Origin of the sequence: Nonomuraea sp. B5E05 (assembly GCF_039880665.1) — a bacterium.
Classification (GTDB): domain Bacteria; phylum Actinomycetota; class Actinomycetes; order Streptosporangiales; family Streptosporangiaceae; genus Nonomuraea.
In genome coordinates this window covers 302,623-315,215 of record NZ_JBDPMJ010000009.1, presented here as the reverse complement: position 1 = coordinate 315,215, position 12,593 = coordinate 302,623, and the positions used below count along the sequence as shown (strand labels likewise).

8 protein-coding genes are annotated in these 12,593 nt (G+C 72.0%); 3 read left to right on the top strand and 5 right to left on the bottom strand.

Annotated features, from left to right (window positions below; translation table 11 throughout):
* Window positions 1-547 precede the first annotated feature (547 nt).
* Window positions 548-1,516, bottom strand: coding sequence for an iron-siderophore ABC transporter substrate-binding protein (locus ABGB01_RS19615; RefSeq protein WP_347774935.1), 969 nt, complete (start codon window positions 1,514-1,516; stop codon window positions 548-550).
* A gap of 100 nt (window positions 1,517-1,616) precedes the next feature.
* Here ABGB01_RS19615 and ABGB01_RS19610 point away from each other — a divergent pair, with 100 nt between their 5' ends.
* Genes ABGB01_RS19610 through ABGB01_RS19600 form a run of 3 tightly spaced genes read left to right on the top strand, consistent with a single transcriptional unit; the run spans window position 1,617 to window position 4,491 of the window.
* On the top strand, window positions 1,617-2,651 hold the full coding sequence (locus ABGB01_RS19610) for an iron ABC transporter permease (protein ID WP_347774934.1): 1,035 nt from the start codon (window positions 1,617-1,619) through the stop codon (window positions 2,649-2,651).
* Window positions 2,648-3,691 (top strand): iron chelate uptake ABC transporter family permease subunit, encoded by a 1,044-nt coding sequence (locus ABGB01_RS19605; protein ID WP_347774933.1) that lies wholly within the window; start codon window positions 2,648-2,650, stop codon window positions 3,689-3,691. Before ABGB01_RS19610 ends, ABGB01_RS19605 begins: the two co-directional genes overlap by 4 nt.
* Window positions 3,688-4,491, top strand: a complete 804-nt coding sequence (locus ABGB01_RS19600; RefSeq protein WP_347774932.1) for an ABC transporter ATP-binding protein — start codon at window positions 3,688-3,690, stop codon at window positions 4,489-4,491. Before ABGB01_RS19605 ends, ABGB01_RS19600 begins: the two co-directional genes overlap by 4 nt.
* On the opposite strand, the gene ABGB01_RS19595 is transcribed toward ABGB01_RS19600, so the two are convergent.
* From ABGB01_RS19595 to smc, 4 genes are all read right to left on the bottom strand, one after another.
* Window positions 4,412-5,668, bottom strand: a complete 1,257-nt coding sequence (locus tag ABGB01_RS19595) for an MFS transporter (RefSeq protein ID WP_347774931.1) — start codon at window positions 5,666-5,668, stop codon at window positions 4,412-4,414. The two genes, ABGB01_RS19600 and ABGB01_RS19595, sit on opposite strands and share 80 nt — an antisense overlap.
* Window positions 5,669-5,672: 4 nt before the next feature.
* A complete protein-coding gene (locus ABGB01_RS19590; protein ID WP_347774930.1) occupies window positions 5,673-7,349 on the bottom strand; it encodes a tetratricopeptide repeat protein in 1,677 nt (558 codons plus the stop codon).
* Window positions 7,350-7,625: 276 nt separating this feature from the next.
* Window positions 7,626-8,798 carry a signal recognition particle-docking protein FtsY gene (ftsY, locus tag ABGB01_RS19585; RefSeq protein WP_347774929.1) on the bottom strand — a complete coding sequence of 391 codons (1,173 nt, stop codon included), beginning with the start codon at window positions 8,796-8,798 and terminating at the stop codon, window positions 7,626-7,628.
* Between the two features lie 52 nt (window positions 8,799-8,850).
* Window positions 8,851-12,588 (bottom strand): chromosome segregation protein SMC, encoded by a 3,738-nt coding sequence (gene smc / locus ABGB01_RS19580; protein WP_347774927.1) that lies wholly within the window; start codon window positions 12,586-12,588, stop codon window positions 8,851-8,853.
* Window positions 12,589-12,593 lie beyond the last annotated feature (5 nt).

Genomic DNA, 12,593 nt, shown 5'->3' with positions numbered 1-12,593 from the left:
CGCTATCCCCCGTTTCGGCACAAGCCGCCTGACAGCGGTTCCATCATCGCAAGCACCAGGTAAGGGGCGCGTTAGTGCGGTTCCGCCTTGGTCAGAAGGGGTTTCCGTCCATCTGCTCGCGGCGTGCGTGGTCACGTCCACGGCCGGACAAGTCTCATTATCATAACACTACCCACCCATTTTCACAGTAAGAGTGGCAAGAGTCACAGGGGATAGCGTATAGGCATGAGTTGCGTCGACCGTCACGTCCCTGGCACTCGCCGTCGGGTGGCCGAGGCCATGCACGAGGTCGATGCCGACCGTTGTCGTGACACACATCTGCACGTCTTTCCGCTGCCCTCGGGCCGGGGTGTAAACCTTGCCTTGAAAGACGAGCCGATGCGGCCGGGAGTTCACTCGAACATCGAATTAGTTCGAACTGGGTGGTTCCCCGTCGTCCACGGCGGGACTGGATCGGGCCGGCCACGGCCGTCGCCGGGCACGTGACAACCGCGAGATTGTGCACAACGACAGCGCCGGGCCGGCTATTCCCCGACCTCCATGAGCGTCAGGAGGCGGGCCTGGCGGGATCGACGGCGAAGACCTTCGCCACGTCGTCCAGCATGGCGTGCGCCCCCTGGATGCCCACGGCGCTCATCCAGGTCAGGTCGCTGACCTCGTGCTTGTCGCCCTTGAGCTTGCCCCACAGCGGGTTGTTGACGAACTTCTCCTTGGGCCCGTCAGACGACGGATCCGGATATGTCGCGACGAAGATCTGATCGGCGTCCAGTTCCGCGATCCGCTCCTGGCTGACGTCCACGGCGATGGCGTCCTTCGCGGTCGGCTGGCCCTCCGGGCGGGGGAACCCGACGTCCTTCATGACCACGCCGGAGTAGGAGTTCTCCACGTAGAGCCGGGTCGTCGGCTCGCCGGCGAAGCGCACGACGGAGATCGTCGGCAGCTCGCCGTCCTGCTTCTTGATCGCCGCGCCGATCGCGGCGGCGCGCTCCTCGTACTCCTTGATCCTGGTGTCGGCGAGGGTCTCCTTGCCCAGGGCCCGGCCCATGAGCCGGAGGTTGTCCTTCCAGATGGCCCCGGTGGTCTCGCTGAAGACCGTTGGCGCGATCTTGGAGAGCTTGTCGTACAGCGCCTCGTGGCGGACCCTGGCCGAGACGATCAGGTCGGGCTTGAGCGCGATGATCTTCTCCAGGCTCGGCTGCTCCAGTGTTCCGACCGGAGCGGCCTGCTTGCCGTACCGCTCGGCGACGGCCCCGAGATAGCCGGGAAGCTCGGTGTCGATCGAGCGGTAGGTGGTGTAGCCCACCACCGGCGTCTCCAGGGTGAGCACCGCGTCGACGAAGCTCTGGTCGAGAGCCACCACCCGCTTCGGCTGCTCCGGGATCACCGTCTCGCCCATGACGTGCTTGACGGTCCTGAAGGGGGCGCTCGGCGAGGGGGCGTCGGCGGGCTCCGCGGAACCGCAGGCGGCGAGCCCCACCACGAGGACAGCGCAGACCAGCGCGCGCAACGGTCTCATCAGCACCCTTTCGGTCAAGATAAGGCAAACCTAATTTAGGTTAGCCCTGCCTAAGCTGGCATACTGCACCGGGATCCGGCAAACATCGAGGAGGGCGCGGGTGAGCGCAACGGCCGTCGCCCCCGGGCTTCGTGGCGTCCGCCACCGGCGGCTCACTGTCCTGTTCGTGCTGGTCGCCTCCGTGCTCGTCGCCGTGGTGCTGAGCGTCACCGTCGGCTCCAAGTCCGTCCCGCTCACCGACGCCTGGCACGCGCTCACCGCGCCGACCGGCACCGAGAACGACATCGTCATCCGCGCGCTGCGCGTCCCCAGGACGGTGCTCGGCGTGCTCGCCGGAGTCGCGCTCGGCGTCGCCGGCGCGCTCATGCAGGGCCACACCCGCAACCCCCTCGCCGACCCCGGCCTGCTCGGGGTCACGCAGGGGGCGGCGTTCGCGATGGTGTCCTCGATCGTCCTGCTCGGCGTCTCCAGCCTGCTCGGCTACATCTGGTTCGGCCTGGCGGGGGCGCTGGTGGCCAGCGTCGCGGTGTTCGCGCTCGGCATGACGGGCGGCAAGGGCAGCCCGACCCCGGTCACGCTGGCGCTCGCGGGCACCGCCGTGAGCGCCTTCCTCTATGCGCTGACCTCGGCCATCGTGCTGCTGGACGAGCAGGCGATGGACGTCTTCCGCTTCTGGCAGGCGGGCTCGATCGCGGCCCGCGGCGCCGACGTCGTCTGGCAGGTGCTGCCGTTCATCCTGGTGGGCCTCATGCTGGCGGCGGTCAACGCCCCCGGGCTCAACGCCCTCTCGCTCGGCGAGGACGTCGCGAGGAGCCTCGGCCAGAACATCCCCGTGACCCGCGCCGTCGGCGTCGCCGCCGTCACCCTGCTGTCGGGCGCGTCGGTCGCCGCCTGCGGCTCGCTGGCGTTCGTCGGGCTCATCGTGCCGCACCTGGTCCGTCCGCTGTCGGGCACCGACCACCGGTGGCTGCTGCCGTACTCCGGGCTCGTCGGCGCGGCGCTGCTGCTGCTCGCCGACGTGATCGGCCGCGTGGTGGCCCCGCCGGGAGAGCTGGAGGTCGGTGTGGTGCTCGCGCTGCTGGGGGCGCCGTTCTTCGTCGCCCTCGTGCGGCGCAGGAAGCCGGTGCGCCTGTGACCACTCTCCCCCTGCGCGTCGCCGGCCTGTCCTGGCAGGTACGCCCGCGCGCCGTCGTGCTCACCCTGACCGGGCTGGTCCTGCTCGCCCTGCTCATGGCCCTGAACATGCGCATCGGCGACATCGAGATGAGCCTCGCCGACGTGCTCGCCGGCACGTTCGACGCCGGCGACGCGGGCCACTTCGTCATCATGGAACTGCGCCTGCCGCGCGCGCTCACCGGCGCCCTCGTCGGCGCGGCGCTCGCGCTGTCCGGGGCGATCATCCAGTCCATCGCCCGCAACCCTCTGGCCAGCCCCGAGATCCTCGGCGTCACCACCGGCTCCTCCGTCACGGTCGTGGCCGGCGTGGTGGCCAGCGGCAGCGTCTACGGCGGCGTGAGCGGCCTGCTGTCCACCCTCGGCATCCCCGCGCTCGCCCTGCTCGGCGGCCTGCTCGGCGCCGCCGTCGTCTACGGGCTGGCCTGGCGGCGCGGCCTGGACGGCTACCGCCTGGTGCTGGTCGGCATCGGCGTGGCCGCCGTGTTCACCAACGTCAAGTTCTGGCTCCTCACGGTCGGCGACGTCAACGACACCAGCCGCGCCATGATCTGGATCAGCGGCTCGCTCAACGGCCGGGGCTGGGAGCACGTGACGCCCACGGCGCTGGCCCTGGCCGTGCTGGTGCCGCTGACCCTGCTCGGCACCCGCTCGCTCGACGCCCTGCGCTTCGGCGACGACACGGTCACCGCCCTCGGCGTCCGCATGAATCCGGCCCGCGCCCTGCTGATCCTCGCCGCCGTGCTGCTGGCGGCCGTGGCCACCGCCTCCGCCGGCCCGATCGCGTTCGTGGCCCTCGCCTCGCCGCAGATCGCGCTCAGGCTGGTCCGGTCAGGACGGCCGCCCCTGTTGTGCTCGGCGGTCATCGGCGGCGTGCTCACCACGGGCGCCGACCTGATCGCGCGCACCGCGTTCTCCCCGCTCGAACTGCCCGTCGGCATCGTCACCGCCGTGCTGGGCGCGCCCTACCTGATCCATCTGATCTGGAGGTCACGCAAGTGAGACTGCAGGCCGCCGACGTCAGGCTCGGGTACGGCGAGCGCGTCATCGTCGACGGGCTCGACCTCGGCATCGAGGCGGGCACCGTGACCACCATCATCGGCCCGAACGGCTGCGGCAAGTCCACCCTGCTGCGCGCGCTCGGCCGCCTGCTCAAGCCGCAGGGCGGCGAGGTGCTGCTCGACGGCAAGCGCATCGACAAGCTCCCCACCCGGGAGGTCGCCAAGATCCTCGGCATGCTTCCCCAGGCGCCCGTCGCGCCCGAAGGGCTGACCGTGGCCGACCTGGTGGCCAGGGGGCGGCATCCGCACCAGACGTGGTACCGGCAGTGGTCCTCCGACGACGAGGGCGCGGTCACCGCGGCGCTGGAGATGACGGGCCTCGCCGACCTGGCCGAACGGCCGCTGGACGAGTTGTCGGGCGGGCAACGGCAGCGGGCGTGGATCTCCATGGCCCTGGCCCAGGGCACCGACCTGCTGCTGCTCGACGAGCCCACGACCTTCCTCGATCTCGCCCACCAGGTCGAGGTGCTGGAGCTCGTACGCCACCTGCACCAGCGGGCCGGACGCACGGTCGTCATGGTCCTGCACGACCTCAACCTGGCCGCCCGCTACGCCGACCGGCTCGTGGCCATGCGCGCCGGGCAGGTGATCGCCTCGGGCGCCCCGCACGACGTGCTGACCGAGGAGTTGTTGCGCGAGGTGTTCGAGCTGGACGCCAAGGTCATCGAGGATCCGGTGGCCGGCACTCCCCTGGTGGTGCCGATCGGCTCGCGGGCGCGTCCCGCAGAGCGGGAAGCCTGAGCCGGCCCAGCGGCGTGTGCGCCACGACGGCGGCGATGGCCAGCCAGCCCACCCCCGCGGCGGCCATCAGCGCGTACGCGTTGCGCGTCTCCGACTCGAACACGCCCGTGGCCAGCGACGCGAGCGGGATGGACAGGAAGGCGATCATCCTGGCGGTGCCGAGCACCCGTCCGAGCAGATGGTCAGGGATGAGCAGCTGGCGCACGGTCACGACGGCCACGATCGATGTCCCCGCCGCGGCGAACTGCCCCAGCCAGGCGAGCCCGATCGGCACAGGGCCGCGCGCCACGATCATGGCCAGCATCGACAGGCCGCCCGCGGCGATGGCCCAGCAGATCACCGGCCCCGGCGGATACCTGCGCAGCAGCCGGCTGCCGAGCACCGCCCCGAGCACCGCGCCCACCCCCTGGAAGGCGTAGACGACGCCGATCTCCCCCGGGGTGAACCCGTGGTACGAGCTGAGGTAGTAGACGAGCCCGGCCAGCAGCAGCCAGACCCCGAAGTTGCACGCCGCGGTCGCGAGCGCGGTGGTGAGTACCACCTTGTCGCCACGGAAGAGGAAGCTGAGGCCCTCCCCGATGTCCGCGAGCATGGACCGGCCGCGTTTCGTCACCGCGCCCCGCGCCACCCTGACGGGCCAGATCAGCAGGGCCGACAGCAGGAACGTGCCCGCGTCCACGTAGATCGCGGCCTGGTGGCCGAGGCCCACGACGAGCGCGCCGCCGACCACGGGGCCGACCATGTTCACCGCGTGCTCGCCCATGTGGAGCCGCGCGTTCGCCTGCGGCAGCCGCTCGACCGGGACCAGCGAGGGCACCATCGAGCGGAACGCGGGCTGGTAGAGGGGGTCGACGCAGGCCAGCAGGAACGCCACCGCGTAGATCGCCCAGAGCTGCCGCACGCCGGCCGTCACGATCACCGCGAGCAGCACGGTGACCGCGCCGGACGTCAGGTCGCCGATCACGAGCAGGCGCCGCCGGTTCACCCGGTCCGCGAGCGCCCCGCCGACCATGCCGAGCGCGACGTACGGCAGGTATTCCATGGCGTACACGAGCCCGGTGCCGAGCGCCGAGCCGGTCAGGTCGTAGACCAGGAGCGGCAGGGCCAGCCGGTAGATCCAGGTGCCGAGCGAGGAGGCGAGGAACGCGCTGAGCAGGAGCCAGTAGCGCCGTCCCATGGACTCAGACCTCGGTGAGAGCCTGCCCGATGTCGCCGTCGCCGGGTGCCAGGGCCGCGGCCCTGAGCAGGTCGTCGCGGGCTCTGTCCGGGTGTCCCGCGGCCCGGTGCACCACCGCCCTGTTGAACAGCACCTCGGCCGTCTCCGCACGCTTGAGCGCGCTCGTCAGGTCGGCCAGGGCCGCGCCGTGGTCGCCGAGCTCGAAGGCCAGCTCGGCCCGCCCCGCCCAGGCCGCGACCAGATCGGGGTCGAGCTCCAGGGCCCGGTCGAAGGCGGCGCGCGCCTCCGGGTGGCGCGCCCCGGCGAGCTCGACCTGGCCGAGCACGCACAGCAGGTGCGGGTCGCGCGGCGCGAGCCGCAACCCTCGCTCGACGTCCTGCCGGGCCTCGACGTACGCGCCGGCCGCCGCGCTCAGCCCTGACCTGTTCACGTACGCGGGCGCGAACTCCGGGTCAAGCTCCAGTGTGTGATCCAGGTCGGCGCGGGCGCCCGCGAGGTCACCCGCCGCGTAACGCAGCTCGGACCGGTTGTAGTACGCCTCGGGGAAGGGCGGGCTGAGGCGCATGACGCTCTCGTAGTCGGCCAGCGCCTCGCCGTCGCGGCCCAGCTTGTGCAGCAGGTTGCCCCGGTCGAGGTAGTAGTCGGGATAGCCTGGGTCGGCCTCGACGGCCCGCGTGTAGTCGGCCAGCGCCTCCTCCGCCCGGCCCGTCATGGCCAGGAGCTGGGCCCGGTTGGCGTGGAGCACGAGCTTGTGGATCGGATGCTCGGCCGGCAGGTCGGCCTCGGCCAGGTCGATGGCCTGCTGCACCAGCTCCATCGCGGCGGCCCGGCGGCCCCTGCGCACCTCGACCAGGGCCTTGCCGTTGAGGTCGAAGCCGAGGTGGAAGGCCCGCTCCCTGGGGTCGGGCAGCAGCGACGTGATCGTGATCGCCTCGTTGATCCAGGCCAGCGCCTCCTCGGGGTCGCGCCGGGCGGGGTCGTGGTGGCGTACGAGGATCATGGCGGTGGCGTAGGCGATGGTGGCGCGGTGTTTGGGGTCGGTGCTCTCGCGCCTGGCGCGGTCGTAGAGCTCGCGGGCTTCGTCCTCGCGCTCGATGGCCTCCAGCGAGGCGGCCACGCGCTGCAGGAGCTGCCGCCACCGCCGCGGGTCGGCGTCGTGCGCCATGCCGCGCAGCGCCTCCAGGCCCGACTCGGCCATCGCGTGGTGGAAACCCTCGTCGCGGTAACGGTCGAAGTCGGCCGGCAGCGCACCTGTCGACGGCGCCTGCGGGCCCTCGTCGATCCGCAGCAGGCCGGGGTCGAGCCGGCGCCGCAGCACGGCGACGAGCTCGGCGTCGGTGTGGTCGGCGGCGTCGAGGTTGGCCACGGTCACGGCGAGCGGGCCCGCGTGGTCGAGGTGGTCACGGACGAACTCGGCCAGCCCGTTGGCGATCCTGAGGCTGCGCCGGGCGGCGGGGATGAGGATGCGCTGCGCGCGGGGGAGGTCGTCGGCCAGTGAGAGCCTGCGTGCCGGCACGACGTCGCGAAGTTTCGGCCCGGCCGTCCGGATCTCGATGTCATGCGCGGCGACCAGCTCGGGATGCCGGGCCAGGGCAGCCGGGACGAGATGGCCGAGCAGCCCGGCGGCGAACGTGTAGGGGCCGCCGATGCGGCGGTCCGCGTCCAGCGTGATCGTTTCCACACGACCCCATTTCCGTGCTCAGGCGAGGGCCGGCGCCCGCTGTCAGGCGCCGGCCGGGGTGCGTCAGGTGCCGTGCCTCGGCGCTGCCGCGGCGGTCGGCTTCACGGTTCCTGGCCGGTGAACAACGATCTTCTTCATGGTGCCCCTTCGTCGTTGAATGGAACCGAGCATTCAGTTTGATGACCGGTACATGTCAGCACACGAAAAAGACATTAAGCAATGATTATTTGGTAATGCCTATTTCAGGACTATTTACGGCCAAGCCGGAAATTGTCCTCAGTCGCCGAGGATCGCGTCCACGAAAACCTCGGGATCGAACGGCGCCAGATCGTCGGGCCCCTCGCCCAGCCCCACGAGCTTGACCGGCACCCCCAGCTCCCGCTGCACCGAGATCACGATGCCGCCCTTGGCGGTGCCGTCGAGCTTGGTCAGCGCGATGCCGGTGATGTTGACCACCTCGGCGAACACCTGGGCCTGGCGCATGCCGTTCTGGCCGGTGGTGGCGTCGAGGACGAGCAGCACCTCGTCGACCGTGGCCTTCTTCTCGATGACCCGCTTCACCTTGCCCAGCTCGTCCATGAGGCCGGTCTTGGTGTGCAGGCGGCCGGCGGTGTCGACGATGACGACGTCGACCTTCTCCTCCGTGCCCTTGGCGACCGCGTCGAAGGCCACGGAGGCCGGGTCGCCGCCCTCGGGGCCGCGCACCGTGTCGGCGCCGACCCGCTCGCCCCATGTCTGGAGCTGGTCGGCGGCGGCCGCTCGGAAGGTGTCGGCCGCGCCGAGCACGACCCTCTTGCCGTCGCCGACGAGAGAGCGCGCGAGCTTGCCCGTGGTGGTGGTCTTGCCGGTGCCGTTGACGCCCACGACGAGCACCACCGCGGGCCGTTCGCCGTGTTTGCGCACGTGCAGCGTACGGTCGAGATCGGGGCCGACCTGCGCGAGCAGCTGCTCGCGCAGCAGGCCGCGCACCTCCTCGGGCGTGCGGCTGCCCAGCACCTTGACCTTGGTGCGCAGCTCCTCGACCATGACCTGGGTCGGCGCGACGCCCACGTCGGCCGTGATCAGGCTCTCCTCGATCTCGTCCCACGCGTCGTCGTCGAGCCGGTCGCGGGAGAGCAGCTCCAGCAACCCGCGGCCGAGAGCGCTCTGCGAGCGTGCCAGCCGCGAGCGCAGCCGCACCATCCGGCCCGCGGACGGCGGCGGCACCTCGACCTCGGGCTCCACCACGACCGGCTCGGCCGGCTTGGCCGGAGGCGGCAGCGTGGTGGTCGCGCCCTCGCCCTCCTCGCCGGCCCCCGCGGGCCGCTTCTCCTCGGGAAGCACGGGAGGCTCGGGCGGCTTGACCGGCGGAGGCGCTTTTCGGCCCGGCCGGAAGAGCAGGAAAAGACCGCCGACCGCCAGCAGGGCGACGACGGCCACGATCACAATGACGCCGAGGTAACCATCCACAACATGTCAGTTTTCCAGATCGACCCCCATGCTCATGCCCAAGGCACACCTATCAGGCCGACTCGCGCTCTCTCAGTCGCTGGCTGACCACCTGTGTGACGCCGTCGCCGCGCATCGACACGCCGTAGAGGGCGTCGGCGATCTCCATCGTGCGCTTGTTGTGGGTGATCACGATGAGCTGCGAGCTCTGCCGCAGCTCCTCGAACAACGTCAGCAGGCGCTGCGTGTTGGTGTCGTCGAGCGCGGCCTCGACCTCGTCCATCACGTAGAACGGCGACGGACGCGCCTTGAAGATGGAGATCAGGAACGCCACCGCCGTCAGCGAGCGCTCGCCACCCGACAGCAGCGACAGCCGCTTGACCTTCTTGCCCGGCGGCCTGGCCTCGACCTCGATGCCGGTGGTCAGCATGTCGGCCGGCTCGGTGAGCACCAGCCGGCCCTCGCCCCCGGGGAAGACCCTGGTGAAGATCTGCTCGAACTCCCTGGCCACGTCGTCGTAGGCCGAGGCGAACATCTGCTCCACCCGGTCGTCGACCTCCTTGACCACCGTCAGCAGGTCGCGCCTGGTCTTCTTGAGGTCTTCGAGCTGCGAGGTGAGGAACGCGTGCCGCTCCTCCAGCGCCGCGAACTCCTCCAGCGCCAGCGGGTTGACCTTGCCGAGCTGGTTCATCTGCCGCTCGGCCGCCCTGGCGCGCTTCTCCTGCTCCTCGCGGACGTACGGCACGGGCGGGTCACCGGGCACCGGGGCGTCGGGGCCGTACTCGGAGATCAGGGACTCGACCTCGACCCCGAACTCCTCCAGTGCCCGCTGCTCCATCTGCTCCAGCCGCAGGCGCTGCTCGGTGCGGGCCACCTCGCTGCCGTGCACCCGGTTGACCAGCTTGTCCAGCTCCTGGCCGAGCTCGCGTACGCGCAGGCGCACCTGCTTGAGCTCGGCGTCGACGGCGACCCTGGTGAGGTCGGCCTCGTCGCGTTCCCCTGCGGCCAGCTGGATGGAGGTCGCCAGGGCCTCGAGCACCCGCTTGGCGCCCTTGCTGACGGCCTCGGCCATGGCGGCCTGCTGCCTGCGCCTGGCGCGCTGGGCGGCCGCCTGGGCGCGTTCCTGGCGCTCGCGCTGGGCGGCCCTCAGCAGGCCGTCGGCGCGGCCCTCGATGCCCTTGACGCGCTCTTCAGCGGTGCGCACCTGCAGGCGGGTGTCCATCTCGCGCTGCCTGGCGGCCTCGCAGGCGCTCGCCAGCTCGTCGCGGCCGTCGGTGGTGGGCTCGGACTCCAGCTCCTGGGCGTATTCGGCCTCGGCCAGCCGGATCTCCAGCTCGGCCAGCTCTTCCAGGCCCTCCGCGCGGGCCTCTTCCGCCTTGGTGACGCTCCTGGCCAGGCGCTCGGCCTCGGCACGGGCGGCGCCGGCGGCGGCCTCGAGCTGGGCCAGCTGCCTGGCGGCCGCGGCGTTGCGCTGGTCGGCCTCCCGCTGGCGGCTCCTGACCTGGTCGAGCGTGCCCTGCGCGGCGCTCACGCCGGCCTGGGCGGTCGTGACGGCGGTCTGGGCCTCGCTGACGCGGGCCTGCGCGGCCTCCAGGGCCGTCTGAGCGGACTGCTCCTGGCCGATCGCCTCGTCGAGGGCGCGGACGGTCTCCTCCGCCCTGCTCTCGGCCTCCTCCAGGTCTTTGACCGCCTCGTCGAGGGCGGCGCGGACCTGGAGCACGGAGGTGCCGCCGTCGGATCCGCCATCGGCCACGTACGCGCCCACCAGGTCGCCGTGCGTGGTGACGGCCCGCAGGCCGGGATGGCGCTCGACCAGCTCGCGGGCGGCCTCCAGGCCGTCGACGACCGCCACGCCGGCCAGGACGTGATCGAGGGCCGGACGGAGATGGCCGGGCACCGTGACGAGGTCGGCCACCCAGCGACTGCCGTCGGGAGCTTCCCCTCGCCGCGCAGCCCCCGCGCCCGCCGCTCCGGGGCCGGCTGCGGCCTCCTGGCCGGACGGGGCCGATGAGGGGTGGTCGGGGGCATGAGCGACGAGGAGCGTGGCCTGGCCCTTGCCCTGGGCGCGGAGCAGGTCGATGGCCTCGACGGCGGTGTCGAGGCCTTTCACGGTGATCGCCTCGGCGACGGGACCGAGCACGGCCGCCACGGCCGGCTCCGCCCCCGGCGTGACCTGCATGGCGGCCGCCAGCGGGCCGAGCACCCCGTCGAGGCCGGCGTCCAGCAGCGCCGCGCCGCCGTCGCCCTTGGCCAGCCCCAGCTCCAGCGCCTCCTTGCGCGCGGCCAGCGCGGCCACCGAACGCTGGGCCTCCTGGTCGGCGGCGCGGGCCGTGGCCACGGCCGACTTCGCGGCCTGCAGGGCGGCCCGCGGCGCGTCGAGGCAGGACTTGGCCTCCTCGGCCGCAGCCCGCGCCTCGTCGGCCACCGCCGCGGCCTCCTCGACCATGGCCTGCGCCGTGGCCAGCTCCTCGGCCAGCGCGGGGTCGGCGGCGGGCTCCTCCAGCCGCCGCGCCTCCAGGTCTTCCGTGGCCTGGCGCTCGCGCTCGGTCGCGTCGGCCACCGCCGCCTGGAGCCTGCCGATCTCCTCCTCGGCGGCCCTGGCCCTGCTGCGTACGGAATCGACCTGGCCGCGCAGCTTGGCCAGCCCTTCCCGGCGGTCGGCGGCGGCCCTGGCGGCCATCGCGAGCCGCTGCTCCTCCGCGTTCAGCTCGGCCTCGGCCTCGGTGCGCCGCTCGACGGCCGCCTCCAGGAGCTCGTGCGCGTGTTCGAGCTCGGCCCGCAAAATCAGCTCCTGCTCGCGGGCCTCGGCGGCCTCGCGCTCCAGCTCCTCGGGGTCGCGGCCCCTGCGCTCGATGGCGGCGGCGTCGAGCGCGTGCCGGTGGCGTTCGGCGGCGAGTTGTTCGAGGCCGGTGATGCGCTCGCGCAGCGACGAGAGCCGGAAGTAGGTCTCCTGGGCGGCGGCCAGCCGGGGCTGCGCCTCCGCCTCGGCGGCCTCCAGCGCGGTCTCGCGCTGCTGGCCTTCCGCGAGCTCGATCTCGACCTGGTTGCGCCTGGCTGTGATCGCGGCCTCGTCGGCGGCCTCGCGCTCCAGGGTGGCACGCAGCGTGCCCACGTCGTCTGCCAGCAGCCGGAGCCTGGCGTCGCGCAGGTCGGCCTGGATGACGGCGGCCTTGCGGGCGATCTCGGCCTGGCGGCCCAGCGGCTTGAGCTGGCGGCGCAGCTCCGTGGTGAGGTCCTGCACGCGGGTCAGGTTGGCCTGCATGGCGTCGAGCTTGCGCAGTGCCTTTTCCTTGCGCTTGCGGTGTTTGAGCACGCCGGCGGCCTCTTCGATGAACGCCCGCCGATCCTCGGGCCCGGCGTGCAGCACGGCGTCGAGCTGGCCCTGCCCGACGATGACGTGCATCTCGCGGCCGATGCCCGAGTCGGACAGGAGCTCCTGGATGTCGAGCAGGCGGCAGGTGTCGCCGTTGATCGCGTATTCGCTCTGCCCCGACCTGAACATCAGCCGGCTGATCGTGACCTCGGTGTAGTCGATCGGCAGCGCGCCGTCGCTGTTGTCGATGGTCAGCGTCACCTCGGCGCGCCCGAGCGGGGGCCTGGAGGAGGTGCCGGCGAAGATGACGTCCTCCATCTTGCCGCCGCGCAGCGACTTGGCGCTGTGCTCGCCCATGACCCAGGCCAGGGCGTCGACGACGTTGGACTTGCCCGAGCCGTTGGGGCCGACGACGCAGGTGATGCCGGGCTCGAACCGCAGGGCGGTCGCGGAGGCGAAGGACTTGAAGCCACGCAGGGTGAGGGTCTTCAAATACAAGCGCG

Excerpts from the sequence above, each read along its gene's own strand:
- ABGB01_RS19615 (WP_347774935.1), bottom strand. The coding sequence starts at position 1,516 with ATGAGACCGTTGCGCGCGCTGGTCTGCGCTGTCCTCGTGGTGGGGCTC.
- ABGB01_RS19595 (WP_347774931.1), bottom strand. The coding sequence starts at position 5,668 with ATGGGACGGCGCTACTGGCTCCTGCTCAGCGCGTTCCTCGCCTCCTCG.